The sequence below is a fragment of the Streptomyces sp. NPDC059248 genome (assembly GCF_042753905.1).
Classification (GTDB): Bacteria; Actinomycetota; Actinomycetes; order Streptomycetales; family Streptomycetaceae; genus Streptomyces.
The window spans coordinates 1-26,982 of sequence record NZ_JBHYZV010000003.1; the positions used below are offsets into that span (position 1 = coordinate 1).

Sequence of the window (26,982 nt, forward strand, 5' to 3'; positions counted from 1 at the left end):
GTACGGGCTCCGGCCCGTACCGCCGCCGTCTCGTGTCAGGACGCGCCCGCCCGCTCGGCCGGTGGCCGTCATATCCCGGTGGCGCCGGGCGAATCGGGCCGGGTGCGGGCGGGTGGGGGTGCGGGTCAGGGGATGACGACGACGGGGCGCTGGGCGCGGCGGGCGAGCCGGCCCGCGACCGAGCCGAAGATCCGCCCGACGATGCCGTGTGTGGAGCCCACGACGATGGCGTCGGCCGAGTACTCCCGGCCGACCTCCTCCAGTTCGTGACAGATGTCGCCGCCGCGCTCCACCAGGATCCAGGGGACCTCGGCCAGATAGTCGGCGCAGGCCAGCTCCAGGCCCAGGACCTCCGTACGGTGGTCGGGCACATCGACGAAGACGGGAGGCTCGCAGCCGGCCCAGACCGTCGTCGGCAGCCGGTTGGCGACATGGACGATGATCAGGCCGGAGCCCGAGCGCACGGCCATACCGATCGCGTAGGCGAGCGCCCGCTCACTGGAGGTCGAGCCGTCGAAGCCGACGACGACACCGTGCCGGAACGCCGGATCGCAGGAAGGGCGCGTTTCTTCCGCCGCTCGCAGATCCGACACGGGGTCGGTTACCTGCTTGCGGTCAGCGGGTTCGGGGATCTCGTGACCGGCCATCGGTGTCTCGGCGAAGAAGGTCCTCTATGGGAACGACGGGAGGGGAGAACAACAGGACAGACTGTGCGGTGCTGTGTCCGGGAATCATCTTCCCTGGCCCATACCCGTAAGGGTACGGCGACACTCCTCTCCTGCCCAGGGGCCACCGCCCCAATCGGGCGTTCCCCGGAGCATGCCTGAGGCCGTCCCGCTTGGCAATGCCGTGTGGCGTCTACAGCAGACCGGAAGTCGCCGTACGCCGGTCCCCGCCCGGACCACCTGCGACGCGGCGCGGGGTCGGCGCCGGGGGCGGGACGACCGGCGGGCGAAGGGGTGCGTTCGATCCGGCCGCGCGCTCCGGAATCCGACGTATACCAGGTCACGGCCGGGGGGCGCCGGGCGTACGGACGGCTCCCGTTCGGGTGCGGCCCATGCGGCCGAGGCACCGCGTGCCGCAGTGACCGGAAGGCGGCGGTCCTCGTTGGCTCCTCGGACACCCGCAGCCGTTCCCGCCGCCCGGAGGAAGCTTTTCGTGCCGACGCCCCCGTCCGCCGCCCAGCAGACCGCCCCGTCCGGCCCGTCCGGCGGGGAACCGGGTCCCGCGGACGTCCCGCCCGCCGCGGGCCCCGCCGATTCGGCCGACGACGTCGTCCGGTGGGCGGCCTTCAGCTGTCTGCTCGTCCCCGTCGTCCTCGTCGTCTACGGCGCGTCCGTCGGCGGCGCCGCGGCGGCGGCCCTCGGTCTGGCCGCGGTGACCGCCGCCTGCCGGATCCTGTTGCGCCGTTCCGAGCGCAACGCCGCGCGCGCAGCCCGTGAGAACACCCCGGACCACCGCGCACGCCCGGCGCGCGGGGCATGGACGGGCGTACGCCGGGGCACCGGACCCACCTCCGGACGTACTCCCGGAGAGTGAGCGGGATCCGGCCCGTTCTCATCGCCGGACCCGTATGATTTCAGCCAAGTTCGCGCGGGCGTACATCCCTTGGGGAAATGGCCTGCCAACCCCCTTGTCAGCAGGCAGGAAAGGGTCTTCGGCGAGATGCGCACCCTACGGGGACGGGCCATGCGCGACAGGCGCACTTCCCTGCGGGCCTTGCAGATGGAACGCTTCGTGATCGAATGCTTCGCGCCAAGTTGCCGAGCAGACATAGCGGGGCATGCCGAACCTGTCTCGTCGGCACCACGGGACGCAGTAGATTCGATCATGAGTATCGAAGGGCTCGGGTACTCGTGCAAAAACGAGGGGAACAGTGCAGAAGCGAACGGCCCGAAAAGAACGGGGAGACGCGAACACCGAGGGGGGCTTAGCGTCATGAGTCAGGACTCCGCCGCACCGGAGGCAGCACGAAAGCTCTCCGGGCGCCGGCGCCGGGAAGTCGTCGCGGTACTGCTGTTCAGCGGCGGCCCCATTTTCGAGAGTTCCATACCGCTCTCGGTGTTCGGTATCGACCGCCAGGACGCCGGAGTACCCCGCTACCGACTGCTCGTCTGCGCAGGCGAGGAGGGACCGCTGCGGACCACCGGCGGCCTCGAACTCACCGCGCCGTACGGGCTGGAAGCGATCAGCCGGGCGGGGACCGTCGTGGTCCCGGCGTGGCGTTCCATCACATCACCGCCTCCGCCCGAGGCGCTCGACGCGCTGCGCCGCGCGCATGAGGAGGGCGCCCGGATCGTCGGACTGTGCACGGGGGCCTTCGTGCTCGCCGCGGCCGGTCTGCTGGACGGCCGGCCGGCCACGACGCACTGGATGTACGCGCCGACGCTGGCCAAGCGCTACCCGTCCGTCCACGTCGATCCGCGGGAGCTCTTCGTCGACGACGGCGATGTGCTCACTTCGGCCGGAACGGCCGCCGGGATCGATCTGTGTTTGCACATCGTGCGCACCGATCACGGTACGGAGGCGGCCGGGGCACTCGCCCGCAGGCTGGTCGTACCGCCGCGGCGCAGTGGTGGGCAGGAGCGCTATCTGGACAGGTCTTTACCAGAGGAAATCGGGTCGGACCCGCTGGCCGAGGTCGTCTCGTGGGCGCTGGAGCACCTCCACGAACAGTTCGACGTGGAGACCCTGGCGGCCCGGGCGTACATGAGCCGACGGACCTTCGACCGGCGATTCCGTTCCCTGACCGGCAGTGCGCCGCTCCAGTGGCTGATCACGCAGCGGGTCCTCCAGGCCCAGCGGCTGCTGGAGACCTCCGACTACTCGGTGGACGAGGTCGCGGGCCGCTGCGGCTTCCGGTCGCCGGTGGCGCTGCGCGGCCACTTCCGGCGCCAGCTGGGTTCGTCTCCGGCCGCCTACCGGGCCGCGTACCGGGTCCGGCGTCCGCAGGGCGACCCCGCTCCGCCCTCGGTGGTGGAGTCGGTGGTTCCGTCGCAGGCCAGACGGGCCCCTGGTGGTCCGCCGGGGCTGCCGCCGGAGCTGGGGAAGCCTCCTCAGGGGATCTATGCGACCGGTCCGGGACGCCCGAGTCTGCCCGGCCAGCGGAGTGCGCCATAAAGTGGACGCATGAACGATCGCATGGTGTGGATCGACTGCGAGATGACCGGGCTCTCGCTGGACGACGACGCACTCATTGAGGTGGCCGCTCTGGTCACCGACTCGGAACTGAACGTGCTCGGCGACGGGGTGGACATCGTGATCCGCCCGCCGGACGCGGCGCTGGAGACGATGCCCGAGGTGGTGCGGCAGATGCACACCGCCTCGGGCCTCCTCGACGAGCTGGCGGGCGGTACGACGCTGGCCGACGCCGAGGCCCAGGTCCTGGCGTATATCCGGAAGCATGTGAAGGAACCGGGGAAGGCCCCGCTGTGCGGGAACTCCGTCGGCACGGACCGGGGCTTCCTCGCCCGGGACATGTCCGCCCTGGAGCAGTACCTCCACTACCGGATCGTGGACGTCTCCTCGGTGAAGGAGCTGGCCCGCCGCTGGTACCCGCGGGCGTACTTCAACAGCCCGGAGAAGAACGGCAACCACCGGGCGCTGGCGGACATCCGCGAGTCCATCGCCGAGCTGCGGTACTACCGCGAGGCGGTCTTCGTACCGCAGCCCGGCCCGGACTCCGACACGGCGAAGGCGATCGCCGCGAAGCATGTGGTGCCGGCGGGCTGAGAAACCTGGCACGAGCACCCCCCAGGACCCTGTACACTTTTTCTCGGCCGGTAGGGAAAGCTACCGGTCATGGTGGGTGTAGCTCAGCTGGCAGAGCACCTGGTTGTGGTCCAGGATGTCGCGGGTTCAAGTCCCGTCACTCACCCTGTGGGATCCAAGGGCCCCGGTCGAAAGACCGGGGCCCTTGGCGTTTCCGGGAGAGCGGTCGCGTCCGGGAGGGCGAGTGCTCACCGAGGGCACTCGGCAGGAGATCCAGGGGCGCGAGGAACTGCGCGACAAGCCCACGACGGGGTGCGGTCGGGACTCCGCATCGACCCCTACGGCGAGGCACCGCCCCCCGGAAAACAAAAAGGCGCGCGTCCCGGTCGGAGTGTGGGGGGATGAAGCCGACCGGGACGCGCGGTGGGGGGTGTGGTGCGATGGAACGTTGTGTACCGCCGGGGCGGTGCACAGCACGTTACCGGGCCATGAAGAAAAGAAGCGGACATTCCGGGCGGAGGCCCGTGTTCTTAGGGCGGCGTTAAGGGCCTCATCGGAACCCGTTAACCCGAGGGGGGAATCAGGGCCCGGAAAGGGCTCCCGGGGGCCATCACCCGGGGATCACGGCCGGGGCCCGACAGAGCCGGAGGGGGCTCAGTAGCCGCCGCGCGCCCGGCGGCCCGCCGGGATCAGGGTACGCGCCCGGCGCTCCTGGACACGATGCCCCCGGCGGCGCTCCTCCGGGTCGGCGGCCCGGATGTCGAGCCCGATCCAGATCCGTACCTCGGTACCGCCGAGCACCGAGCTGCCGATCCGGACGTCCCCGCCGGTGGACTCGGCGACCCTGCGCACGATGTCGAGGCCGAGGCCGGTGGAGCCGTCGCGGGCGCCGTTGTTCCCGCGGGCCAGCGCGGCGGCGGGGTCGGCGATCCCGGGGCCCGCGTCGGAGACCAGGATGATCACCGCGTCCTCGCCGTTGTGGACGTCGACCGAGAAGGCGGTGCCCTCGGGGGTGTGCCGGAAGACGTTGCCGAGCAGGGCGTCGAGGGCGGCGGCCAGCTCGGGGCGGGCGACCGGGATGCGTACGGGCCTGGCGATGCCCGCGACCCGGACCCGGCGGCCCTCGTCCTCGGCCAGCGCCGACCAGAAGTCCATCCGCTCCCTGACCACCTCGGACGCGTCGCAGCCCGCGCCGGGACCGATCGCCGTGGTCTGCGGTTTGGCCTCGCGGGCGGTCCTGATGATGATGTCGACCTCGCGCTCCAGCTGTTCCACGGCGGCCCGGGTCTGCTCGGCGGCGGGGCCCTCGCCGAGGGACGCCGCGTTCAGCCGCAGCACGGTCAGGGGGGTACGCAGCCGGTGCGAGAGGTCGGCGGCGAGTTCGCGTTCGTTGGCGAGGAGCTGGACCACCTGGTCGGCCATGGCGTTGAAGGCGATGGCGGCGGACCGCAGCTCGTTCGGCCCTTCCTCGGGTACCCGGGCCGCCAGCTTGCCCTCCCCCAGCTCACGGGCGCCGCCCGCGAGCTTCTTGGCGGAGCGGACCATCCGGACGCCGAGCCGGTCGGCGACGGCGACGGAGCCGACGATCAGCGCGACCCCGACCCCGGCGAGCATCAGCCAGGCGGTCACCACGCCCCGGGTCATGTCCGCGTTGGGGACGAACACCTCCACGACGGCGACCTTGCTGTTCCGCAGCAGGGTGGGCTGGAGGAGGGCGGAGCCGCCGTTGACCTTGGTGGTGGAGACCCGGAGCAGCCGCTGGACGAGTGCGAGGTCCGCCCGCCCGGCCCGGGGGGTCCCGATGTCCACGGCGGGCTCGTCGCCGTCCGCCGGGACGTGTACGGACATCTGCCCGGCGGTACCGGCCTGGGTGGCCTGGACGGCGACCTCCAGCGGGGCCCGCTGGGTGGTGATGGACAGGATCGGAGCGATGGCGGCGGCCTGGCGCTCGGCGTTGGAGAGCGCCCTGTCCCGCGCCATCTCCTTGACCACGAGTCCCAGTGGTACGGCGAAGGCCACCACGACCATCGTGGTGACGGCCAGCGCGACCTTGACCAGCGCCCATCTCATCTCTGATGACCTCGTTGGTGTTCCGTTGGTCCAGTGGGGGGTTCGAGCTTGACTCCGACTCCGCGGAGCGTATGCAGATAGCGCGGCCGGGCGGCGGTCTCTCCGAGTTTCCGCCGCAGCCAGCTCAGATGGACGTCGATGGTCTGGTCGTCGCCGTAGCTCTGCTGCCAGACCTCGGCGAGCAGTTCCTTGCGCGGGACGACGACGCCGGGGCGGCCGGCGAGGAAGGTCAGCAGATCGAACTCGCGGCGGGTCAGATCGAGGGGGGAGCCGTCGAGTTCGGCCTGGCGGCGCAGGGGGTCGATGGAGAGTCCGCCGACCTGGATCACCCGTGATGGCGGGACGTCCCCCACGGTGGCGCGGGATCGCCGCAACACCGCCGCCATCCTGGCGGACAGATGCTCCACGGAAAAGGGCTTGGTGAGATAGTCGTCGGCGCCGTCGTTGAGGAGCCGGACGATCTCGCTCTCGTCGTCCCGGGCGGTCGCGATGATCACCGGTACGTCGGTGATACCGCGGAGCATCTTCAGGGCCTCCGACCCGTCGAGGTCGGGCAGGCCCAGATCGAGAATGACCACGTCGAACCGGAAATGAGCAACCTCACGCAGCGCCTCCAGAGCCGTACCGACGCTCCGGACCGTGTGGGACGCCTCGGTCAGGTGCCGGATCAGGGCGGAGCGTACGAACTGGTCGTCCTCGACCACGAGCACACTTGCCATGGGCGGCAACCTACGCCATGCGGAGTACCCCGGTCCTCGGCACGCGGCCCTTCGGCCGCCGCTCCGTCCCCACCGGGGGCGGGAGTTGGCGGGATCCGGTGATCCGGTGCTACCAGGTCCCGTTGGGGACACGAACGGGGTACGTGGTGCAGTATGGCCCCGATGCGTAGAGGACTTGTACATGCCATGGCGTGGACGCTGTCCACCGGGGCGGCGGTGACGCTGTCGTGGTGGGGCGTCCACACGGTGATGTCGGGAACCGCGTACGACCGGCCGCGCGCCGTGCCGATCAACGCCGGGGAGGACCCGACCACCCAGGCGAAGCCTCAGGTCTCGGAGACCCACCGGACACCGTCGCGACCGGTCAAGAACCCGTCGAAGACGACGGACGCGCCGGAGCGCCGTACCTCGGCGGGCACCTCGGACCGGGGGGTGACGTCCGCGGAGCCGGCCGGCACCACCGGCGGCGGGGGCGGCGACACCGGCACCCGTCCGCCCGGTGTCACCGGTACGCCGGACATCGAGACGACGGGGAATCTGAAGGGCGTCACGGTCGACGGGGGCCGGGTGGTGTTCGACATGGGCCCGACATCGGCCGAGCTGGTGACGGCGACACCCAACGAAGGCTGGCGGATGCAGGTCTGGCCGGAGTCGACCTATATCCGGGTGACGTTCACCGACGACGAACGCGAGATCTCGGTCTTCGCCATCTGGAACGGCCACCCGCCGCGCCTGGACTACGACGAGCGCAAGGCCCCGTAGCCCCTGCCCGACAGGCTTGCCGTGGACACGTGTCCGTACGGTTCCTCAGTCGAACGCGCCCGGCGGCGGGGGCGGGGACGGGCGGGCCGTCGCGTCCGTGACCGGGGTCGCGCCGCCGGTGAAGCCGGCCAGGGCCCGGCCGTGTTCGACCCGGCCGGGGTGGGGGTCGCTCGCCACCCGGCGGGTCAGTTCGGCGACCGGCAGTTCGACCGCCGCGCCCACCAGGATCGCGTTCCCGAAGCGGCGGCCGCGCAGGACCGCCGGGTCGGCGGCGATGGCGAGTTCGGGGAAGACCTCGGCCGCCGTGGCGATCTGGCCGCGCAGATGGGCCAGCGGGGCGCCGTCCGTGATGTTGGCCGCGTACCAGCCGGCCGGGGCGAGGACCCGGCGTACCTCCGCGAGGAATTCGACGCTCGTCAGATGCGCCGGCGTGCGCGCGCCGCCGAACACGTCCGCGATCACCAGATCGGCCCAGCCGTCCGGGATCCGGCCCAGGGCGGCGCGGGCGTCCGCGGTCCTGACCCGGATCCGGGCCTTCGGGTCGAGGGGGAGACGGAGCCGGACGAAGTCCACCAGCGCCCCGTCCACCTCGGCCACCTGCTGGGTGGAGCGGGGGCGGGTGGCCGCGATGTAGCGCGCCAGGGTGAACGCCCCGCCGCCCAGGTGCAGCGCGTGTACGGGCCGTCCCGGCGGTGCGGCGAGATCGGCGACATGACCAAGCCGCCGCTGGTAGGCGAACGACAGCCGCGCCGGGTCGTCGAGGTCCACATGGGACTGCGGGGCGCCGTCGACCCGCAGCTCCCAGGCGCGCGGGCGCTCCGGGTCGGGCACCAGCTCGGCCGTACCGCCGTCGACGGGCGCGGCGGCCGGGCCGGTGTCCCCGGGACCAGCCGCCGCGTCGCGCCGCCCTCTGTTTCTCGCCATCCGGTCATTATCGGCCCTCCCCTCCGAAGAAGCGTTTCCTCAGAAGGTGGGCCCCGGGTCGCGCGCCGAACGGTACGCGGTGGCCCCGTACGCCGGGCCGTGGCGGGGGTACGACGGCGGGGGCGCCGTCAGCTGCAGCGGTCCACGACCTCGATCAGCCGGGCCGCCTCGCCGAGCGCCTCCCGGAGCACCTCGGGGTCGGTGACCTTCTCGGACCCCGTGGGGGGCAGCAGCCAGCCGCCGCCGTCCGGCCCCGGGGTCTCGGTACACGCGCTGCCCGGGACGTCCCAGTCGTCCGCGGTGCCGGGTGGTACGAGGAATCCGAGGGTGTCGCAGTCGTTGTCGTGCAGCACCGGGCCGACCGAGGGCACGGCCGACCGCCGCAGGATGTCCACGGCTTCGAGGCCCTGCCGGGTGGGAACGGTCACCAGATCGCACGGCTCCGGGCCGGGACCGGCGCCGGGACCGCCGGGGGCCGTGGCCCGTCCGGTCTCGCCGGTGGTCTCCGCGATACCGCGGACGTCACCGCCCCGTGCGCCGTGTCCACCTCGTCCGTCACGTCCGTCGTATCCGTCACGCCCGCCGCGCCCGTCACGGACACTGCGGACACCGCCGACCCTGGATTCCATGCCGGCTTCCAACAAGAGGATCCCCTCCTCGTACACCACGAGACACGGATTGCGCCTCCAAGATGTTCAACGCCCCGGGGCGTCAAGGGCTACGGCAACACTCCGCCGCAAAGGATGGCAGTTCATGGCAGATCCGGGGTGAGTTATCCCTTTTGCTGCCAAAGTCCCGGTGAACCACCCCACTCAGCCGGTACGTTCGGCCTCGCCGGGATCAGCGGTGCACGAGAGAGGGTCGGCCATGGCGTCGTCGGCACGGACATCGCGGCAGGCTTCACCGGTCCCCAACGACACCTTCAGGCGGCTGCGCGGACACCGCTCCCCCGGCGAGTTCGCGGCGGCCGTACGCAAGGCCGCACGGGAGATCGGCGAGCAGGTGTCCTGCGACGCCCGGTACATCGGGCGGGTGGAGGCGGGCGAGATCCGCTGCCCGAACTACGCCTACGAGCGGGTGTTCCTGCGGATGTTCCCGGGGCTCGGTCTGACGGACCTGGGGTTCACGGCGCGGGAACAGGTACGACGCGGCAGGTCGCCGGGCCGGGCGGCCCTCCCGGAGCGGGGCCGGGACCGGGACCGGGATCCGGGTGCGGCCCGGACGGCCGGAAGCGGGGACGGGAACGGGGGCGGCGCCGCGGTCGGCGCAGGCGGGGACGGGGGCGGCGGTACCAGGATCAATGACGGCAAGAACGACGAGGAGAGCGACGTGTTGCGTCGCGCATTCATGACGGGCGGCTCCGCCACGGTGGCGGCCGCGACCTTCGGCCCGGTGCTCGGTGCCGTGCTCGGCGCCCTGCCGGAGCAGGGCGCCGTACCGGGACACCGCCGGGTCGGCGAGACGGAGGTCGAGGCCGTCGAGGACGCGGTACGGCGGATCCGGCTGCTCGACGACCGGCACGGCGCCGACGGGCTCTACCAGCGGGCGGCCCAGCCGCTGCGGGCCGCGTACGCCCTGCTGGACTCCGGGGTGACCGCGCACCGCGAGACCTCCGACCGGCTGCACGCGGGCGCGGGCGAGCTGGCCATCTCCGTCGGCTGGCTGGCGCACGACTCGGGTCGGCTCGACGACGCCCGCTCCCACTACGCGGAGGCGCTGGCGACGGCCCGGATGTCCGGGGACTCCGGTATCGAGGCGCACGCCTTCTCCAACGCGTCCTTCCTCGCCCGGGACGCCGGACGCCACCGGGAGGCGGTCCGCTCGGCGCAGGCGGGCGGCCGGGCCGCGCGTGACCTGGGCTCCCCCCGGCTCCGCTCCCTCCTCGCCCTCCGCGAGGCGGGCGGCTGGGCCGGGCTCGGCGACCACGCGGGCTGCGAACAGTCCCTGGGGCGGGCGCACACCCACTTCGCGGGGGGCCCGGCGGACGCGGACCCCGAGTGGATGTCGTTCTTCGGAGAGCCCGAGCTGGAGTTCCTCCAGGCGCAGTGCTGGGCCCGCCTCGGGGACTGGCCCAGGGCGGTGCACCACGCCCGCCGGGCCGCCGCGGTCCAGGACCGCCGCTTCGCCCGCAATCTGGCCCTCTACCGCGCCGAGTTGGCCACGTCCCTGGCGCACGCCGGGGAGTACGACGAGGCCGCGGCGGCGGGCCGGGCGGCGCTGAGCCTGCTGGACGGGGTCAGATCGTCCCGTATCCAGTCCATGATCAACACAACGGCGGCACTGCTGGCCCCGTACCGGGCCGCGGAGACCGTCGGCGCGTTCCTCGACTACCGGGACGAGCAGGCGCTCAAGGTCTGAATCCGGGCCGCTTCAGCGGGGAGAGGGGGGACCGGGGCACCGGAGGACGGCGGCAGCGCTCTCGCTCGTCCGTGCCAGGATCCGAGGATGGAGACCACCGACATCACAAGCGCGACCGCGGCCGCGACATCGGTCGCCGCGTCGCTCGGCCTGCGGGCCGACGACGCGATCGTTCTCCACGACTCGAACAGGCTGACCGTGCGACTGACGCCGTGCGACGTCCTTGCCCGGGTCGCACCCGCGCGGCACGGGACCGCGCGGTTCGAAGTCGAGCTCGCTCAACGGCTCACCCGAGCCGGATGCCCGACGGGCCTCGTGGAACCTCGGGTGGACCCACTCGTGTACACACACGACGGCTTCACCGTGACGCTGTGGACCTACTACGAACCCGTGGCACCTCACACCCCACCGGTCGACTATGCCGAGGCGCTGGAGCGGCTGCACGCCGGAATGCGCGAGGTCGACGTGCCGAGCCCGCGGTTCACGGATCGGATCACGGAGGCGGAAGACGTCGTCGCCGACCCGGACCTCTCGCCGGACCTCACCGACGCGGACCGCGCGTTCCTCAGCGGCAGGCTGGGAAGCCTGCGACGGGCGATCGAGGACCGCGGCACTGCGGAACAACTGCTCCACGGCGAGCCGCATCCGGGCAATGTGCTCGGCACGAAGATCGGCCCGCTCTTCATCGACCTTGAGACATGCTGCCGCGGACCCGTCGAGTTCGACCTCGCCCACGTCCCCGAGGCGGTCTGCGAGCACTACCCGAACGTCGACCGAGGACTGCTGGACGAGTGCCGGCAGCTCGTCCTCGCGATGGTCGCGGCCTGGCGCTGGGAACGTGGCGACCGGCTCCCGAACGGGAGGCGATTCGCGGAGGAGTTGCTGCGCTCGCTGCGCGAGGGTCCTCCCTGGCCGACACTCGACACGATCACCAGGCGGCTGGACGGTCCGCGGGAATCACCGAAGGTCACCTGAAGCGGAGGTCAGGGACGCCACACCACCCGGTGCTCCGACAGGTGGTCCCACGTCGTCATCATCGCCTCCCACCCGTCGGGGAACTTGACGGTGACGCCGAGTCTGACCGGTTCGGTGGAGGGGTGGGCGTCGAGGAGTTCCGGGACGCCCGCGCGGCAGACCACGATGCAGGCGTGGCGGTGCCGCGAGGTCAGTACGCAGAGCCTGCCCGTCTCCAGATGGAACGCCGTGGCGTCGGGGCGGCCCGACAGCGGGTGGAGGACGACCGTGACGTCGAACTCACGGCCCTGGAGCCGGTTCGCCGTGTCCACGGTCACGTCGTGGACGCCCAGTTCGGCGAGGGCGGCGCGGACGGCCGCCGCCTGGTCGCGGTGGGCCGTGCCGACGGCGATCCGGTCCGCGGTGACCGGGGTCGGGTCCGCCCCGGCCACGGCGGTCGCCGCGCCCCCGCGGTCCAGCACCCGGCGGACCACCAGGGCCACGGCCCGTACCGCCTCGGGGTCCGTACGCGGTGTGCGGCGCGACGGCAGCTCCAGCAGCCCCCAGCCGGACGCCGCGGCCTCGTCGACGACCCGGTCGGCGGCCGAACCGTCGGAGGGGACGCCGAAGGTCAGCAGCCGGTCCCCGGGGCCGGTGCCGCTGCGGAAGGGCGCGTACGGATAGAACGCGTCGGAGACCAGCGGCGCGGCGGACGCGGGCAGCCTCCAGGACACCGGGAGCCGGTGCTGGGGCAGGTCGGGGTTGTGGGCGAGGAGCGTCGAGACGGCGCTCGCCGACGGGTCGTACGACAGCCCGGCCCACTGGTCGGCGCCGACGATGGAGAAGGGGTCCAACTGGCCCGGGTCGCCCACGAACAGGGCGCGTTCGAAAAGCCCGGCGACGGCGAGCAGCGCGTCGGAACGCATCTGGTACGCCTCGTCGACGATGGCGTGCGGCCAGGGCTCCACCCCGCGTACATGGCCCCACTTCGCGGCCGTGGAGACGACGACGTCCAGCCCGGCGAGATCCGCCGCCTTGGCGGACTTCCGTACGGACGGGAGCCCGTCGAGCGCCTTGTCGTACGGGTCGGGGTCGTTGCTGTGGAGCCGTCCGACGGGCAGGTCGGGGTCCTTCTCGGCGAGCCGCAGCACCAGATCGTCGACCTGGGCGTTGGTCTGGGCGATGACCATCAGGGGGCGCCCGGCCGCGGCGAGTTCGCGGGCGGCGCGGACCACGAGGGTCGACTTGCCCGCGCCGGGCGGGGAGTCCACGACGACGCCCCGGGACGTGCCGTGCAGGGTGTCCGCGAGGATCCGCCCGGTGGCGCGGGCGGCGGCGGCGCCGGGGTCGAAACCGGGGGCCCCGGGCCGGTCGGCAACGGTCGTCACAGCAGGTCCTCCGGGGTCACGGGGTCGGGGTCCTCCGCCGAGGCGGCCGGCGGTCCGCCGTGGGTCCACGGTGTGTCCTCCGGTTCGGGCAGCTGCGGTCCGCCCCGCTGGTCGTGTTCGAAGAGGGTCCAGGCGAGGAGGTCGCCCTTGTCCGGTACGGAGCCGGGCGCGGGGTCCTTGGAGCGGCCCATGCGGTCCAGCAGCCGCAGCACCAGGGATCCGTCGGGCTCCCGGGCCACCAGCTCGGCCGACTGCGGGCGGCCGTCGAGCGACCGGTAGACCTTGATCCGTTCGCCCAGGTGGGGGCGGTCGTCGGTGCGGACGGTGACCAGGGGTCGGGGGGACGGGCGCTTCGACTCGGACCAGGCCATGACGACCTCGGTGACCTCGCCGGTGAACGCCTCGCCCACGAGCCGCCGCCCGGCCAGCACCAGCGGGTCGTCCAGCGCCTCCTGGGCGTCCAGCTCGGCCTGGGCGGTCTCCCGGGTGACGAGTTTACGGGCGGCGGTCACCGCGTCGTCCCGGCGCGGCTGGGGCGGCTCCCCGGCCCTGACCCGGTCGCGGTGGCCGGTGAACGACCAGCGGTCCCGCGTCCAGCGGTCGGGCACCCGGGCGCCCTCGGGCAGCTCCCGCAGCAGGTCGACGGCGTGCCACACGGCGTGCCAGGTGGGCTCCAGCTGGGTCAGCAGCAGTCGGCGGATCTCGCGCTCGGCGACGGCCAGTTCACCGAGCCAGCCCTCGGCCCGGGCGCCCTCGTCGGCGGCTTGCAGCCGGAGCCTGAGCCGGTCGTAGCTCTCGACGGCGGGGGCAAGCAGCCGGTTGTCGAAGACCGGGTCGGTGGCGGGGCCCGCGGGCGGGCACAGCAGCTGCCCCCGGTCGTCCCGGCCCAGCTCGGCCAGGAGCGCCGCGTCGGCGCCGGACCGGTCGTGCGGCGGGTCGATCCAGGCGAGCAGCGCGCCGAGGTGCTGGTCCTCCAGGGACGACTGGCCGGTCGCCCAGTGCCGGTTGAGCAGATCGGTCGCGGCGAGCAGCAGCGACGAGCCGGGGACCCGGGCCCGCTCCGCGTAGTGGGTGAACCAGCGGCCCAGGAGGGGGACGCGCGGGGGCGCGGGGTGGGCCGCGTCGGGGTCCTGCTCGGCGGTGCGGCGGAACCGCATGGACCGCCCGAGCAGCCGTACGTAGTCGACCGCCGCCCGGCCGGGGACGAGGATCTGGGGCGCGTCGACGCAGAGTTCGGCCTCGACCTTGGTGCGCTTGCCGGTGCCCGGGTCCGTAGCGGCGCGCTCGACCGGTTCGACGTCGTCGGCGTACTCCTCCAGATACGGCAGCACGATGTCCGCCAGCTCGGCGAGGAACGCGAACCGGAGGTCGCGGTCGCGGGGCTGGGAGACGGTGAGCAGCCGGGGCGCGTCCCGGTCGGTCCCGACGAGCGCGCCGAGCGGGGCGCCCGCCTCACCCGCGGTGGTCAGCGGCACCAGGACGAGGGGCCGTTCGCCGAGCCGCCGGTGCCGCACGGTCGCGGCGGGCTGGGCCCGCCCCGACTCCAGCGCCTCCAGCCGGGCGAGAGTACCGATCAGACTCATCGCACCCCTCCCGCGCGACGTGCCCGCACCCGTGCCGACCCGGCCCCGTCGGCGCGCGGGACGTATCCGGTGGGGCGGGTGGGCGTGGCCCACGAACCATCGGTGTCCGGGCGCTCGCGTCCGGGCGCGACCGGGCGTCCGGACGCGGTCGAACGCACGGGCGTGATCGGGCGCACGGGCGTGGTCGAGCGCACGGGCGCGGACGGGGTCATCGGAGGGCTCCCGCGAGGGCTTCGGCGCGCAGGGCGGCGGCGCGGCGCAGGGCCGCGACCGCCGGGTCCGCGGGGTCGCCCGCCGTGCCCCGGGCCGCCGCCAGGACGTCGGCGACCGTCGTGAGACCGCCCAGCTCACCGCGGACCGAGCGCCCCAGGGCCTCGACCGCGCCCGCCTCCCGGGCCCGGTCCCGGCAGTGGAACGCCAGCTCGCACGCGGCCAGACATTCGGGGGCGTACGCCGCCGGGACGCAGGCGACCGCGGCCGACAGCTCGTCAGGCGACCGGTCGGGATCGAAGGTCGTCCCCTCGGGCAGCGCCGCCGCGATGTCCTCGACCCGGGTCAGCCGGGCCAGCTGGCGGCGGGTGACCGCCAGTTGCTTGCGGATGTCGACGGCCGAGCCCGTCGGCAGGTTCGAGAAGTCCTTCGGGCAGACGAGCAGCACGCTCTCCGAGATCCGCGCCCCCGGCGTCGCCGCGGCCGTGTGCTCCAGCGCCAGCGCGTACACCGCCGCCTGCCGGGCCGCCGCACCCACCTTCGCCGCGTCGGCCGAGCCGTCGAGCATCGGGAAGGACTTGATCTCCACGACCGTCCAGTCGCCGTCGGGGCCCACGACCACCGCGTCCGGTTCCAGATAGACGGGCGAGCCCGCCACCTCCAGGGCGAGCAGCGGATGCCTCAGCAGGGTCCAGCCGCCGTCGGCCGTGGCGGCGCGGAGCGCCAGCGCCGTACGGGCCGCGCGGCCCTCGGGGCCCGCCGCGGTCAGCTCGGGCAGCCGGAACCCGGTGTCGTCCGCCACCCCGAGCAGCCGCATCAGCTCGGCGCCCCCGTCGGAGACGACCCTCGCCTCGAAGGCGTTGCCCCGCATGAAGGCGAACTGCGACTGGCCGAAGGCGGCCGGGGATCCCAGCGCCGCGGCGAGGGCGGCCTTGTCCACCCCGGCGCCGTCCAGCAGCGCGCGGCGGGCACAGCCCGGATTGGCCGCGAGGGCGGCCAGCGCGCGGGCGTCGAGCGGCCTGGGGCGGATCGCGGGGCCGCGCAGCTCGGCCAGCCGCCGCCGCAGCGGCGGCGCGGACGCCTCAGGCCCGGCCGGAGCCGGACCCCGCGGCGGATCCTGCGGCGGCACCGGACCCGTCCACCGCGGCGCCGGAGGGGTGCCCCCCGAGGTCGGCGGGGCGGCTCGGGGTGTCTGCGGTGCTTGCGGTGCCTGCGGGCGAAGAGGTCCGCTGCCCTGGGATGCGCTCACCCGTCGAAGTGTGGCATCCGCCACCGACAACGGGGGTCACGACGGGGGAAGCCACGGTACGGCGGAGGTCGTTCGCCGCGCCGGTCTCCCCGGCTCCGACCGCACCACGGGTCGTACCGCCGGTCGTACCGCCGGTCGTATCGCCGACCGCTGAGGCGGCCGTGCCGACGGCCGTGACCCGCGCCCGGACCCGGTCTGCGAACCGCATCGCGGGCTTCGCCAGCAACGCGCCCAGGATCATCACGGCCAGCCCCGCGACCGCGTCGAGGAAGTAGTGGTTGGCCGTGCCCATGACCACGATCACGGTCACCGTCGGGTAGGCCACGCCGAGGGTCCGCATCAGCGGCGTACGGCCGAGGCGCCACAGGATCACACCGCACCACACGGCCCAGCCGACGTGCAGGCTCGGCATCGCCGCGTACTGGTTCGTGAAGCCGCCCATCCCGCGCGGCGCGCTGGCCTCCGCGCCCCACCAGCCGTACGAGCTGTACTGCGCCATCGTGTCGACGAAACCGTGCGCGGCGTCCAGCAGCCGCGGCGGACAGGTCGGCATCAGGGTGAAGCCGACGAGACCCAGGAGGGTCGAGACCATCAGCCACGTCCGCGCGGCGCGGTAGCGCAGGGGTCGGCGGCGGAACAGCCAGACCAGGACCACGGGCGTGACCAGGTAGTGCAGGGACGCGTAGATGAAATCGGCGGGGACGCCGATGACCGCGTGCTCCGTGAAAAGGCGGTTGAGCGGTGTCTCCAGATCGAGGGAGACCGCCTTCTCCGCCCTGAGTATCGCCAGGCCGTTGTCGACGGCGGTCGTGACGTCCCCGCGGGCGAGGAGACGGCCGGCCGAGTACGCGACGTACACCAGCGCCAGCAGCAGCAGCTCGGTCCACCAGCGCGGCCGGTGAGCCGTGGTGGCGGCCGTGGTGTGCGTCATCCGTACGTTCCCCCTCGTGCGCGTACTACCGGTGGGCCGTCGTCCGGCCACCGGCTAACCGTACGGTGTACGGACCGGTGCCGGGTCGGCGGGTACCGGCCTAGGAAGGGACGCGCGCGAGGGGGCGTCGGTTGCCTCCGGAGCGGGGACGTCCTCCCAGGGCATATGCCCCGACCATGCATGATGTGAGGACCACTGCCGATCTTCAGGGGGTCACCGCACCATGGCACCGCGCATTCTGCTCGTCCGGCACGGCCAGACCGAATGGTCCTTGCTGGGCAAGCACACCGGCCGTACCGACATCCCCCTCGTCGAAGAGGGGCGGCGCGGGGCGAAGCTGCTCGGCGAGCGGCTGCGCGGGACCCCCTGGGACGGGCTGCCGGACGTCGCCGTCCGCACCAGCCCGCTGGCCCGCGCCGCACAGACGTGCGAACTCGCCGGGTTCGGCGACCGGGCCGAGCCGTGGGACGCGCTGATGGAATGGGACTACGGCGCCTACGAGGGCCGTACGACCCCGGAGATCCGCGCGGACGGGCGGCCCGAGTGGGTCATCTGGCGCGACGGCGTCGAAGGCGGCGAGACCCTCGCCGACGTGGCGCGGCGCGTGGACGAGGTCGTGGAGTCGGTCCGCTCGGGCGACCGCGACACCCTGCTCTTCGCCCACGGGCACGTACTGCGGGTGCTGTGCTCGCGGTGGCTGGGCCTCGGACCGGAGTTCGCGGCGCGGATCGCGCTGGCCCCGGCGTCGCTGTCGGTACTGGGATGGGCGTACGGGGAACCGGCGCTGGAGGCCTGGAACGACACGTCCCACCTGGAGGCCGCCCGCTGACGGACCCGGCCTGCGGTGGCGCGGCGGACTGTATGGTGGCCCGGTGGTGGGTGCGGGGGTCGACGGCGGCGGTGCGAAGGGTCGGCGGATCCGTGGCCTGGACGCCGGGGAACGGCGGGCCAGACGCCGCGACGACCTGCTGGACGCGGCGCTGGACCTGTTCTCGGCCCAGGGCTACCAGGACACCTCGATCGAGCAGATCTGCAAACACGCCTACGTCGGGACCAAGAGCTTCTACGAGGTCTTCACCGGCAAGGAAGCCCTGTATCTGGCCCTGCTCGACCGGATCGTCGCCGATGTGACGGGCCGTCTCGCGTCGGCGCTCGACGCCCTGGAAGAGGGCGGCGACGAGCGGGAGGCCGCGCGGTCGCTCCTCCGGCTCTTCGCCGACGCCTTCGTGGACGATGTGCGAGTGGCCCGGGTGACCTTCGGCGAGGGCCGGGCCGTGACGCCGCTGGCCGAGATGCGCCGCCGTAGCAACCGCCGGATGGCGGCGTCGTTCGTCGAAGCGGTCTGGAGCCGGCTCGGCATGGCGACGGGTCCGCGGACGCGCGCGGTCGCGATGGGGCTGATCGGCGGGCTCTTCGACATCATCGCGGACTGGCTGCTGGACGCGGACGGCGACGGCGGTGTCGGTGTCGGTGTGGGCGACGCGGCGCGGCCCGCCGATCGGGGCGCCCTCGAAGAGGGCCTCGACCGCTTCTACACGGTCGTCAGCGCCGGGCTCACCGCCCCCTGACACCCTCTTTCCCCCACCGAACGGGACGGAGCGGAATCCGCGCGAGCTTTTTGGAAACGATGCCTTGTTCCTAACAAGGGCCCGTGCTGTACTTCCGGGTAACTTTCCACGAACAGGGAGTTGCCCCATGGCCAGGCTCCGCACGTTCCTGACAGCGCTTCTGCTGTCCGTACTCGCATCGACCACCCTGATCCCGACGGCGTCGGCCGCCTCGGTCGCCCCTGCCGCCGCTGCCGCCGCTGCCGCCTCGGCGTCGGCGTCCCCGCCGAGCTCGGGGTGGAACAACTGGTCCTGCCGGCCCAGCGCCGCCCACCCCGAACCCGTGGTCCTCGTCCACGGCCTCGGCGCCAATGGCACGGTCAACTTCATGACCCTGGCCCCCGCGCTCAGCGCCGCGGGCTACTGCGTCTTCTCGCCGACGTACGGCAAGACCGTCCTGGGCGGCCTGTCGGGCGGGCTCGCCCCGATGGCGGAGAGCGCCGCCGAGGTGGGCGCGTTCGTCGAGCGCGTACGTGCCACGACCGGCGCGGCGAAGGTCGACATCGTCGGCCACTCCGAGGGGACCACCGTCCCGGCGTACTACATCAAGTACCTGGGCGGAGCCACGAAGGTCGACGACTTCATCGGCTTCGGGTCCAACTTCCGCGGCACCACACTCAACGGCCTGGCGTCCCTGGCCGCCGCGCTGGGGCTCCAGGACCTGCTGACCGGCGTCGGCTGCGGGGCCTGTACGGACTATCTGCCCGGCTCCGCGTTCCTCGCCGAGCTCAACGACGGCCCCATCGCCGTGCCTGGGCCGAAGTACACCAGCATCGTCACCCGCTACGACCGCGTCGTCACGCCCTACACCAGCGGGCTGCTCACCGGGGACGGCGTCACCAACATCGTGCTCCAGGACAAGTGCAAGCTGGATTCCGCGGGCCACCTCGGGCTGGCGGTCGACCCGAATGTGACACAGCTCGTGCTGAACGGGCTCGACCCGGAGAACGCGAAGCCGTTCCGCTGCCGCCCCTTCACTACGTTCGGTATCTAGGGGCCCGGTCGCGGACGCCCCTGACACGGTCCTGCCCCTCCGGGGGTGGGGCCGTTCGTCGTCCGCGGGGCGGTGGCCGGCTTGTCGCGCAGTTCCTCGCGCCCCCGCTGTCGTGATCCATGTTGCTGGTGGGGTGCAAGGCCTTGGGGCGTCTTGTCGGCAGGCCGCGCTCCAGGACCCTGCGGGTCGCCCGGGCGGCGCGGGGCGGTCGGTCGGTCCCGGGGTCACCTCCTCGCCGCCGGCGGTGCGCGGCTTCTTGGAAACGGTCACCGCTTCCGTACCGCCGACGGCTGCGGGGGCGACCCCACACCCGCCCTCCCCACGCAGAGGGACATGACCCGTCGGCCCGGGCTCGGGGGAGAATGGGAGCCGCACGGGCAGAGATCGCGACGAGGAGAAGGAACCGCAGATGACGGACCCGCACGAGCCGCGCAAGCCGCGCCCCGCCGCCCTGCTCTTCGAGCCCGCGGAGGCCGTGGCCGATCCGGAGCGGTTCTTCGATCTGGAGGCGATCGAGGACCCCCGCGCCCTGCTCAGCCGGGCGACGGAGCTGACGCTGGCGTTCCGCGCCGCGACGGACCGGGCCGTGGAGTACCAGGCGCTGGCCGCCGCGCAGCTCGCGGATCCCCGCCGGTTCGACCGGCTGACGCCGCGGGACATCGCGGAGCGCGCGGGGTGGACCGAGGACTACACGAAGAAGATGATCGAGTTCGGTCGGGGACTGGCCCGGGACGGCGACCGCTCCTGAGGGACGCGCTGGCATATGCCGGGTGCGTAAGATACCCGCTTCCCGACCCGCGTGTCCCCGTTTCGCCGACACTCTGGAATCACTCGGTCACCGCCGGTAGACCTGGAGTCATGACCGCCTCCACGCGCGCATCGTCACGGGACGACCACCACCCATCACCGGCCGCCGGGTTCCTCGCCGGGCTGCGGGAGGAGACCGCGCGGGTGACCGCGGCCGGGGCCGACTGGCTCGCCGCCGCGAGGTCGTACCCCCGGGCGCACGGGGAGCGGCGCCCCGGCCACGGCGCGGTGCTGCGGTGCGGCACGCTCTTCGACGTGGTGAGCGCGCCCGCCGTGTTCGGGCGGCTGCTGCTGGACCGGATCTGGGCGGAGGGCCCGGGTTCGGGCCCCGTCGTGGCGCACCGGGGCAGGCTGCTGGTCTTCGCGGCGCCGGGCGCCGCCGCCCGGCTGCCCGCCCTGCTGAGCTGGGAGGAGTGGGGCAGCTTCGTACCGCCGCTGATGTACCACGGCACGGGCGACGCCGTGACCGTGCCGCCCCCGGCCGGGCCGGAGGCCGGGAAGGCCGGAAACGACAGGGACGGGGCGCCGCCGCCGCGCTGGCTGGTGGCGCCCGCGTCCCGGCATCCCTGGCTGCCGGGGCCCGATGTGCTGCTGTGGGCCTGTGTACGGGCCGCGCGGGCCGCCGGGAGCGCTCCCACAGCCTTCGCGGAGGGCTCCGGCGGACCGATTTTTCCCGGCCCGGATCCTGGTGCTAAGGTCTACGACGTCAGCAGGCGCCGCTAGCTCAGTTGGTTAGAGCAGCTGACTCTTAATCAGCGGGTCCGGGGTTCGAGTCCCTGGCGGCGCACCGACGGAGCAGGGCCCCTCGCGCGAGCGGGGGGCCTTTCTCGTACCGTGGAACAGGCCGTGGCTCACCCGGCGGCGATCCGGACATTCCATGCCCCCGTGGACGTCCGGTCCACCACCTCGATCCGGATCCGCTCCCCCGACGCCCCGGACAGGGTGAAGGTCTCCCCGACGCCCAGCGGGGCGTCCGCCAGCTTCGGATAGACGGAGCGGTCCCAGCACGCCTCCGTCTCCGGGTGGGTGTCGACGACCTCGACCGGGCCGCCGCCCGAGACCGTGTCGGCGCGTACCCGGTAGAGCAGAACGCCCTCGGCGCAGGTGTTCCGGTCGTTGCCGAAGGCGCCGCGCGCCTCGACGGCGAGTACCGTGCCGGGGCCGGTTCTGACGACGGCGAGCCGGGTACCGATCCCGCCGCCGGGCGCGGGCGCCGCGCCCACCGGGTCGAGGGTGATCAGTTCCGGCCGGGTGACGCAGCGGACGTGCCGGGACGCCAGCCAGCCGAGCTTCCACTTGTGCCAGGCGAAGAGGTCGGGGGCGAGTCCGAACTGGCTGCCCATGACGTCCCAGTCCCCGACATGGGTGTCCCAGTCGCCCTTGCCGTCGGTCGGCCGGTGGTAGAGGTCGGGCAGGTCGAAGACGTGCCCGGTCTCGTGGGCCAGGACGTTGCGGTCGGGCGGATGCCGTTCGAAGACCGTGACGACGCGCCGCAGCCCGGTACCGTCGTAGGTCATCGGCCGGTCGAAGTTGACGACCTTGGTGGCGTCGGAGTCCACTCCGGGGGCGTCGGGGTCGGCGACGAGATAGACGATGTCGTAGCGGGAGAAGTCGACGGTGCGGTCGGCCGCGCCCAGCGCGTCCCGCAGAAAGGCGCGCCGCCGGTCGGGGGCCCAGTCGCGCCGTATGGCGTACGCCGTGGAGTCCCGCGGCATCCGGACCCACGCACGTTGCGGATGGGGCCTGAGGGTGAACCGGCCGTACGAGGCCCGTTCGAAGAAGGCACTGGTGGCCGGGAAGTGGTCGGCGGCGATCCGCTCCGGTGTGGTGCGCGGTACGTGGTCAGGGAATGAAAGGAACACCATGACCGCGTCGAGGTCGCGTACCGGTTGGGGGTAGCCGTTGTTCCAGGTGTCGAGGCCCAGGGAGTGGTGTGCCGGCGTCCGGGGCAGAGCGCAGGAGAAGGACGGTGTCTGTGCGACCGCCGGCCCCGCCACCAGCGATGTCGCCGCGAGCGCCAGCAGCGATGTGACGGCGGCGGCGACGGTACGGGCCAGGCCGCGCTCGCCGCCCGTACCCCCGTTCGGCCCATCGCCCGGTCCGTCCGGGCGCGGTGGGCCCGCGCGGCCCGGTCCTCCGGTGTCGCCCCGTCCGTACAGACGCCCGCCTTCCACACTCCCGGGTGGACCCGTGGGGAACTGCTGACGCGCCACGTCGACCTCCGGCTGCGGAATGGGAGACACCTCGACCACCTTGTGGTGATTTCCTGGTGTACGACCAGTTCCGGTGCCCCAGTCGGGTGACCACACCGACACCCGTCCGCGATCGAGCCGAGACCGGCCGGCCGGCGCGCGGGTGCGGCGGCGCGGCCCGGGTGTCGGATCCGATCGAGGAGGGATCAGACCGTGTCGCAGGACCGAACGGCATCGGCCAGGCTCGCGCAGAAACGATCTGGCATTCTGCGCCGACGCGGTGCGCCCCGGTGGCGGAGGTGGAACGGCCCCGGGGGCAGCCTCTATGATCGGCACACTTTCCCCAGGTCCGTTTCCTCAGCGTTCCTGAGCTTTCCTCAACTTTCCATATCTATACCTTGCTTCCGCTGTTTGCATTATTTGCATGAGTTTCATCGGTTTCCTTGCTTTCAGGTTGTTTTTGGATCTCCGGGGATCGTTCCAGCGGCGGCGCCCCGTCCGCTGTGAACGGTCGCCGACTCGTCTGACGTATTCCGACCACATCCACGACACAACTGCACTGCGGGAGTGAAAGCGGTGAGCGGAACCCCCGAAGGAACCGGGTCCGGGCGGGACTATCGGGCCGCGTTCGACGCGGCACACCACCCCATGGCCGTGATCGGCGCCGACGGTCTCGTGACGGTGGCGAATCCGGCCTTCGCCGGGCTGTTCGGCGCCGATCCGACGGGTCGGCGGGCCGCCGATCTGGCCGGACTCACGGCCGACCACGACATCCGGCGGACCTACCGTGCCGTACTCGCCGGACGGGAGCAGCGGCTGTGCTGTACCCGGCGCGTCAAGCGGGCCGACGGCCGTACGTTCTGGGCGGAGATCGTGCTGACCCCGCTGCCGGGCGGTGCGGACGGCGGGGAGCGCGGCGCCCTGATGTGCGTCACGGACATCAGCGACCGGCGTGAGCTGGGGGCCCGGCTGCGCCATCTGGAGATGCACGACGCGGTGACCCGGCTGCCGAACCGCGCGCTGTTCTTCGAACGGCTCTCGGCCGCCGTGGAGTCGGCGGGGTACGAGCGGGGCGCGACCGGCCGGATCGGGCTCTGCTATCTCGATCTCGACGGGTTCAAGGCGGTCAACGACACCCTGGGGCACCGGATCGGCGACCGGCTGCTGATCGCCGTCGCGGACCGGCTCACCGAGTGCGCGCGGAACGCCGGCGGCGGCGCCCGGGGCGGCGGCCCGCTGGTGGCGCGGCTCGGCGGTGACGAGTTCGCGGTCCTGGTGGAGGAGTCCACGGGTACGGAGCAACTCGCCGATCTCGCCAGGTCGCTGCTGGCGGCGTTGCAGCGCCCCTTCGACATCGACGGGCAGCGGCTCGCGGTGTCAGCGTCGATCGGGGTGGTGGAGCGGTCCGCGGCCGGGACGTCGGCGACGGGTCTGATGCAGGCGGCGGACACCACCCTGTACTGGGCGAAGGAGGACGGCAAGGCCCGCTGGACGCTCTTCGATCCGGAGCGCAACGCCCACCGGATGACCCGGCAGGCGCTCTCCTCGTCGCTGCGGCCCGCCCTCGAACGGGGCGAGTTCGCGGTCGAGTACCAGCCGCTGGTGGGGCTGGCCGACGGGGTGACCAGGGGGGTGGAGGCGCTGGTCAGGTGGCACCATCCGCGGTTCGGGACCCTGCCGCCGAATCGGTTCATCGGGATCGCCGAGGAGGACGGTTCCATTGTGGAGCTGGGGCGCTGGGTGCTCCGTACGGCCTGTGAACAGGCCCGGCGCTGGCAGTTGGACCATCCGGCGGCCCGGCCGTTGTTCGTCAGCGTCAATGTCGCCGTACGGCAGGTGTGGGACTCGGACCTGGTGGCGGATGTGGCCCGCACGCTGGAGGAGACGGGGCTCGCGCCGCGGCTGCTCCAGCTGGAGCTGACGGAGTCGGCGGTGATGGGCTCGGCCGGGCGGCCGTTGCAGGCGTTGCAGGACCTGAGCGATATGGGGGTACGGATCGCCATCGACGACTTCGGTACCGGGTACTCGAACCTGGCCTATCTGAGCAGGCTCCCGGTGTCGGCGCTGAAGCTGGACGGCTCGTTCGTCCGGGGCTTCCAGGACGAGGCGCATCCGAACCCGGCCGACGAGACGATCGTGGCGGCGCTGGTGGAGCTGGCGCACCGGCTGGGGCTGACGGTGACTGCGGAGTGCGTGGAGACCGCGGGGCAGGCGGCGCGGCTGCGGCGGATCGGCTGCGACACCGGGCAGGGCTGGCTCTACTCCCGGGCGGTCCCGCCGGAGCGGATCGCCGAGCTGGTGGGGCTGACGGCGCTGCCCGCGTGACGCCGGGGTAGCCCTCACGGGCCGGGTGCCCCGGATATGGGTACCGCCCCCGCCCGGGAAGAACATCCGGGCGGGGGCGGTGTTGTGGGGGGAACACGGTGGATCTCTTGGTGGTGCTCGGGGGCCGTGTCGTGCCGTGGGGGGCGGCCCCCTTCACCGGCCGGTCAGCCGGCCGGGGTCAGCAGGGGCCCTGGTCGCGCCAGACGCCCCACTCGCCGCCGGTCCCGGGCTCGCTGCCCTGGTTCCACCACTGGGCCTTCCACTTGCGGCCGTTGTGGGAGACGACGGAGTTGGTGTTGTAGACGTCGGCCGCGGCCCAGGGGCTGCCGCAGGCCGGGGTGGGGGTCGGCGTCGGGGTCGGGGTGGGGGTCGGCGTGGGCCGGACGCTCGTACCGACCGCGGCGACGACGTCGTTCAGCAGCTTGGTCTGCTCGTCGAGGCCGATGAGGGAGTACATCATCGCCCCGCCCAGGCCCTTGCTCTTGGCGTAGGCCGCGCGGGCGTCGATGGCCCGCTTGTCCAGACCGGTGAAGAACTCGCCGTTCTTGTAGAAGTACGCGGCCTTGGCCTCGTCGTCCCAGAAGGTGGTCGCCGGGTTGTCGACGATGCCGCCGAGCTCCTTGTAGTTGGCGATACCGGCCGCCTGGCTCAGCGGACGCGGCGCGCTGCCGCCGTTGGCGGTCTGGGCGAGACCGTTCTTGGTCCCGGCCGGGACGTTCTTCCAGCCGCGGTAGTACATCTCGTACCCGAGGGTCAGCTTGTTCGCCGGGAAGCCGCCGGTAATGCCGTAGGCGGGGCTGCCGTCGATCCAGGCGCGGACCGCGTTGTCGACCGAGTACTTCTCGGTGCCGGGCGCGATCGGGTTGGTCGGGTCCGACGGCGGCGAGTACAGCGGCGACTGGTGGTACGTCGGTCCGCTGCCGTTCCAGGCGCCGTGCATGTCGTACGTCATGATGTTCGCGTAGTCGAGGTACGCGCCCACCTTGTCCGTCTCGATGTGCTTGATCTTGTCCTGGCCGGCCGGCATGGCGGCGGTCAGCAGGTACTTCTTGCCGCCGTTGGCCGCGCCGTAGGCGTCGAGCTGCTTACGGAACTCGGCCAGCAGCAGGGTGAAGTTGACCTTGTCCTCGGGCCCGTAGTGGTTGCCCAGGTGGCCGCCGTTGGAGCCGGGGTACTCCCAGTCGATGTCGATGCCGTCGAAGATCCCGGCGGCGGTGCCGGGACCGCCGTAGCCGTCGGCCTTGGGCACGTCACCGGTGAGGTACTGCTTGATACAGGAGGAGACGAGCTTCTTCCGGGACGCGTCGGTCTTGGCCGCGTCGTGGAAGTACTTGGAGAACGTCCAGCCACCGAGAGAGATGTTGATCTTCAGGTGGGGGTGCTTGGCCTTCAGCTTCTTGAACTGGTTGAAGACACCGGCGATCGGCTGGTCCCAGCGGTCGGCGACCCCGTCGACGCTGTCGGCGGCCGAGAAGGTCTTCTGGTAGTCGGCGTACGAGTCGCCCGCGCCGTCACCGGCGTTGGGGTTGTTGTCGTCGCCCGCCGCCTTGTTGGCCTGGAAGCAGGTCAGATCGGTCTGGTGGATATTGCCGAACGAGTAGTTGATGATGTCCAGCTTGTCGGCGATGCCCCGGGTGTCGAGGTGCTTCGGGTAGAAGGCGTTGCCGTACACGCTCCACTGGTCGTAGTACGCGATCTTCACGCCCGGCTGGGTGGCGGCAGCGGCGGCTGTCTTCTGGGGTGTCGCTGCGTTGCCCGTCGTGGCGAAGCCGGCCAGGACGCCTGCGGCGACTGCCGCGGTCGTCAGAGCCGCGATCAAGGGTTTGCGGGAGCGCACGAAATGCCTCCGGAGTGGGGGGAACAGGGGGTGCGGGCCCGTAGGTCGGCGTAACACGGGCCGGAGAAAGAGATAGCGATCCGGCCAGTGCCGCGTCAATGGTCTCGACCAACCTCCACCCAAAGAAGGACTAGACCAATTCATAGGCAAAAGCCCTCGTCAGAGCCGTGCGGCGAGAAAGATGAAGGTTTTCTCACCGCAACTGACGAGGGCTTTAAGTGCGGGATAAGGATGGTTTAAGGAATGGATGATCCCGGCCAATCGGACAGTTCAGGGATGAACCATCGGAAAGAAATCATCGGTCGCCGAGAGACCGGACCCGCCGCTTCCGCCCCGGCCGAGCCCGTGCTGGGAGCGCGTC

The 26,982-nt window shown here is 72.5% G+C and carries 23 protein-coding genes and 2 tRNA genes; 14 read left to right on the plus strand and 11 right to left on the minus strand.

The annotated features are described in order from the left end of the window. Positions 1-125: 125 nt before the first annotated feature. Positions 126-647 carry a universal stress protein gene (locus tag ACFXG1_RS01825; RefSeq protein WP_384719744.1) on the minus strand — a complete coding sequence of 174 codons (522 nt, stop codon included), beginning with the start codon at positions 645-647 and terminating at the stop codon, positions 126-128. A gap of 511 nt (positions 648-1,158) precedes the next feature. Here ACFXG1_RS01825 and ACFXG1_RS01830 point away from each other — a divergent pair. From ACFXG1_RS01830 to ACFXG1_RS01845, 4 genes are all read left to right on the plus strand, one after another. Further along, positions 1,159-1,539 (plus strand): hypothetical protein, encoded by a 381-nt coding sequence (locus ACFXG1_RS01830; protein WP_384740280.1) that lies wholly within the window; start codon positions 1,159-1,161, stop codon positions 1,537-1,539. A gap of 399 nt (positions 1,540-1,938) precedes the next feature. Then, a complete protein-coding gene (locus tag ACFXG1_RS01835) occupies positions 1,939-3,120 on the plus strand; it encodes a helix-turn-helix domain-containing protein (RefSeq protein ID WP_384723272.1) in 1,182 nt (393 codons plus the stop codon). A gap of 9 nt (positions 3,121-3,129) precedes the next feature. Further along, on the plus strand, positions 3,130-3,732 hold the full coding sequence (gene orn, locus ACFXG1_RS01840) for an oligoribonuclease (protein WP_384740284.1): 603 nt from the start codon (positions 3,130-3,132) through the stop codon (positions 3,730-3,732). Positions 3,733-3,804: 72 nt separating this feature from the next. Beyond that, positions 3,805-3,877: transfer RNA gene (locus ACFXG1_RS01845), tRNA-His, on the plus strand. Positions 3,878-4,365: 488 nt separating this feature from the next. On the opposite strand, the gene ACFXG1_RS01850 is transcribed toward ACFXG1_RS01845, so the two are convergent. Together ACFXG1_RS01850 and ACFXG1_RS01855 are read right to left on the minus strand one after the other, a co-directional pair. Then, positions 4,366-5,781 (minus strand): ATP-binding protein, encoded by a 1,416-nt coding sequence (locus tag ACFXG1_RS01850; protein WP_384712699.1) that lies wholly within the window; start codon positions 5,779-5,781, stop codon positions 4,366-4,368. After that, positions 5,778-6,500 carry a response regulator transcription factor gene (locus ACFXG1_RS01855; RefSeq protein ID WP_384712702.1) on the minus strand — a complete coding sequence of 241 codons (723 nt, stop codon included), beginning with the start codon at positions 6,498-6,500 and terminating at the stop codon, positions 5,778-5,780. The genes ACFXG1_RS01850 and ACFXG1_RS01855 overlap by 4 nt, the downstream gene beginning before the upstream one ends. 186 nt (positions 6,501-6,686) lie before the next feature. Between ACFXG1_RS01855 and ACFXG1_RS01860 the strand changes: the two genes are divergently transcribed. Continuing rightward, positions 6,687-7,262, plus strand: a complete 576-nt coding sequence (locus tag ACFXG1_RS01860; RefSeq protein WP_384712705.1) for a hypothetical protein — start codon at positions 6,687-6,689, stop codon at positions 7,260-7,262. Between the two features lie 45 nt (positions 7,263-7,307). On the opposite strand, the gene ACFXG1_RS01865 is transcribed toward ACFXG1_RS01860, so the two are convergent. Together ACFXG1_RS01865 and ACFXG1_RS01870 are read right to left on the minus strand one after the other, a co-directional pair. Then, on the minus strand, positions 7,308-8,186 hold the full coding sequence (locus ACFXG1_RS01865; protein WP_384740289.1) for a spermidine synthase: 879 nt from the start codon (positions 8,184-8,186) through the stop codon (positions 7,308-7,310). Positions 8,187-8,314: 128 nt separating this feature from the next. Then, a complete protein-coding gene (locus ACFXG1_RS01870) occupies positions 8,315-8,698 on the minus strand; it encodes a hypothetical protein (RefSeq protein WP_384712722.1) in 384 nt (127 codons plus the stop codon). 355 nt (positions 8,699-9,053) lie between these two features. Between ACFXG1_RS01870 and ACFXG1_RS01875 the strand changes: the two genes are divergently transcribed. Further along, complete coding sequence (locus ACFXG1_RS01875; protein ID WP_384712710.1) at positions 9,054-10,544, plus strand: tetratricopeptide repeat protein; 1,491 nt, start codon at positions 9,054-9,056, stop codon at positions 10,542-10,544. An 87-nt stretch (positions 10,545-10,631) separates the two neighbouring features. After that, positions 10,632-11,519 (plus strand): phosphotransferase, encoded by an 888-nt coding sequence (locus ACFXG1_RS01880; protein ID WP_384712713.1) that lies wholly within the window; start codon positions 10,632-10,634, stop codon positions 11,517-11,519. 8 nt (positions 11,520-11,527) lie between these two features. Here ACFXG1_RS01880 and ACFXG1_RS01885 read toward each other — a convergent pair whose 3' ends face one another. The 4 genes from ACFXG1_RS01885 to ACFXG1_RS01900 form a co-directional block, all read right to left on the minus strand. Further along, positions 11,528-12,886, minus strand: a complete 1,359-nt coding sequence (locus ACFXG1_RS01885) for an AAA domain-containing protein (protein WP_384712716.1) — start codon at positions 12,884-12,886, stop codon at positions 11,528-11,530. After that, positions 12,883-14,469, minus strand: a complete 1,587-nt coding sequence (locus ACFXG1_RS01890) for a hypothetical protein (RefSeq protein WP_384740294.1) — start codon at positions 14,467-14,469, stop codon at positions 12,883-12,885. Before ACFXG1_RS01890 ends, ACFXG1_RS01885 begins: the two co-directional genes overlap by 4 nt. 208 nt (positions 14,470-14,677) lie before the next feature. Beyond that, on the minus strand, positions 14,678-15,808 hold the full coding sequence (locus ACFXG1_RS01895; RefSeq protein ID WP_384717710.1) for a hypothetical protein: 1,131 nt from the start codon (positions 15,806-15,808) through the stop codon (positions 14,678-14,680). Beyond that, positions 15,762-16,859: a phosphatase PAP2 family protein gene (locus ACFXG1_RS01900; RefSeq protein WP_384717707.1), complete on the minus strand. Its 1,098-nt coding sequence runs from the start codon at positions 16,857-16,859 to the stop codon at positions 15,762-15,764. Before ACFXG1_RS01900 ends, ACFXG1_RS01895 begins: the two co-directional genes overlap by 47 nt. A gap of 223 nt (positions 16,860-17,082) precedes the next feature. On the opposite strand from ACFXG1_RS01900, the gene ACFXG1_RS01905 reads away from it, so the two are divergent. The 6 genes from ACFXG1_RS01905 to ACFXG1_RS01930 all read left to right on the plus strand — a co-directional run bounded on the left by ACFXG1_RS01905 (position 17,083) and on the right by ACFXG1_RS01930 (position 21,054). Then, positions 17,083-17,688, plus strand: a complete 606-nt coding sequence (locus ACFXG1_RS01905) for a histidine phosphatase family protein (protein ID WP_384717703.1) — start codon at positions 17,083-17,085, stop codon at positions 17,686-17,688. A gap of 43 nt (positions 17,689-17,731) precedes the next feature. Continuing rightward, a complete protein-coding gene (locus tag ACFXG1_RS01910; protein ID WP_384717700.1) occupies positions 17,732-18,427 on the plus strand; it encodes a TetR/AcrR family transcriptional regulator in 696 nt (231 codons plus the stop codon). Between the two features lie 127 nt (positions 18,428-18,554). Then, positions 18,555-19,460, plus strand: coding sequence for a lipase family alpha/beta hydrolase (locus ACFXG1_RS01915; protein WP_384717697.1), 906 nt, complete (start codon positions 18,555-18,557; stop codon positions 19,458-19,460). Between the two features lie 409 nt (positions 19,461-19,869). Next, positions 19,870-20,208, plus strand: coding sequence for a hypothetical protein (locus ACFXG1_RS01920; RefSeq protein ID WP_384717694.1), 339 nt, complete (start codon positions 19,870-19,872; stop codon positions 20,206-20,208). Between the two features lie 110 nt (positions 20,209-20,318). Continuing rightward, positions 20,319-20,990 carry a hypothetical protein gene (locus ACFXG1_RS01925; RefSeq protein WP_384740301.1) on the plus strand — a complete coding sequence of 224 codons (672 nt, stop codon included), beginning with the start codon at positions 20,319-20,321 and terminating at the stop codon, positions 20,988-20,990. After that, positions 20,981-21,054, plus strand: a tRNA-Lys gene (locus tag ACFXG1_RS01930). Before ACFXG1_RS01925 ends, ACFXG1_RS01930 begins: the two co-directional genes overlap by 10 nt. Positions 21,055-21,118: 64 nt before the next feature. On the opposite strand, the gene ACFXG1_RS01935 is transcribed toward ACFXG1_RS01930, so the two are convergent. Then, positions 21,119-22,324 (minus strand): M6 family metalloprotease domain-containing protein, encoded by a 1,206-nt coding sequence (locus ACFXG1_RS01935; protein ID WP_384711745.1) that lies wholly within the window; start codon positions 22,322-22,324, stop codon positions 21,119-21,121. Positions 22,325-23,026: 702 nt separating this feature from the next. Here ACFXG1_RS01935 and ACFXG1_RS01940 point away from each other — a divergent pair. Next, positions 23,027-24,784, plus strand: a complete 1,758-nt coding sequence (locus ACFXG1_RS01940; RefSeq protein WP_384711719.1) for a putative bifunctional diguanylate cyclase/phosphodiesterase — start codon at positions 23,027-23,029, stop codon at positions 24,782-24,784. Positions 24,785-24,962: 178 nt separating this feature from the next. On the opposite strand, the gene ACFXG1_RS01945 is transcribed toward ACFXG1_RS01940, so the two are convergent. Then, positions 24,963-26,621, minus strand: a complete 1,659-nt coding sequence (locus ACFXG1_RS01945) for a glycosyl hydrolase family 18 protein (protein ID WP_384711722.1) — start codon at positions 26,619-26,621, stop codon at positions 24,963-24,965. Between the last annotated feature and the right edge of the window lie 361 nt (positions 26,622-26,982).

What these genes read in the sequence shown, in the direction of transcription:
- ACFXG1_RS01825 (WP_384719744.1), bottom strand. Translation starts at nt 647, where the DNA reads ATGGCCGGTCACGAGATCCCCGAACCCGCTGACCGCAAGCAGGTAACC.
- ACFXG1_RS01835 (WP_384723272.1), top strand. Translation starts at nt 1,939, where the DNA reads ATGAGTCAGGACTCCGCCGCACCGGAGGCAGCACGAAAGCTCTCCGGG.
- orn (WP_384740284.1), top strand. Translation starts at nt 3,130, where the DNA reads ATGAACGATCGCATGGTGTGGATCGACTGCGAGATGACCGGGCTCTCG.
- ACFXG1_RS01850 (WP_384712699.1), bottom strand. Translation starts at nt 5,781, where the DNA reads ATGAGATGGGCGCTGGTCAAGGTCGCGCTGGCCGTCACCACGATGGTC.
- ACFXG1_RS01855 (WP_384712702.1), bottom strand. Translation starts at nt 6,500, where the DNA reads ATGGCAAGTGTGCTCGTGGTCGAGGACGACCAGTTCGTACGCTCCGCC.
- ACFXG1_RS01860 (WP_384712705.1), top strand. Translation starts at nt 6,687, where the DNA reads ATGGCGTGGACGCTGTCCACCGGGGCGGCGGTGACGCTGTCGTGGTGG.
- ACFXG1_RS01865 (WP_384740289.1), bottom strand. Translation starts at nt 8,186, where the DNA reads ATGGCGAGAAACAGAGGGCGGCGCGACGCGGCGGCTGGTCCCGGGGAC.
- ACFXG1_RS01875 (WP_384712710.1), top strand. Translation starts at nt 9,054, where the DNA reads ATGGCGTCGTCGGCACGGACATCGCGGCAGGCTTCACCGGTCCCCAAC.
- ACFXG1_RS01880 (WP_384712713.1), top strand. Translation starts at nt 10,632, where the DNA reads ATGGAGACCACCGACATCACAAGCGCGACCGCGGCCGCGACATCGGTC.
- ACFXG1_RS01890 (WP_384740294.1), bottom strand. Translation starts at nt 14,469, where the DNA reads ATGAGTCTGATCGGTACTCTCGCCCGGCTGGAGGCGCTGGAGTCGGGG.
- ACFXG1_RS01900 (WP_384717707.1), bottom strand. Translation starts at nt 16,859, where the DNA reads ATGACGCACACCACGGCCGCCACCACGGCTCACCGGCCGCGCTGGTGG.
- ACFXG1_RS01905 (WP_384717703.1), top strand. Translation starts at nt 17,083, where the DNA reads ATGGCACCGCGCATTCTGCTCGTCCGGCACGGCCAGACCGAATGGTCC.
- ACFXG1_RS01915 (WP_384717697.1), top strand. Translation starts at nt 18,555, where the DNA reads ATGGCCAGGCTCCGCACGTTCCTGACAGCGCTTCTGCTGTCCGTACTC.
- ACFXG1_RS01920 (WP_384717694.1), top strand. Translation starts at nt 19,870, where the DNA reads ATGACGGACCCGCACGAGCCGCGCAAGCCGCGCCCCGCCGCCCTGCTC.
- ACFXG1_RS01925 (WP_384740301.1), top strand. Translation starts at nt 20,319, where the DNA reads ATGACCGCCTCCACGCGCGCATCGTCACGGGACGACCACCACCCATCA.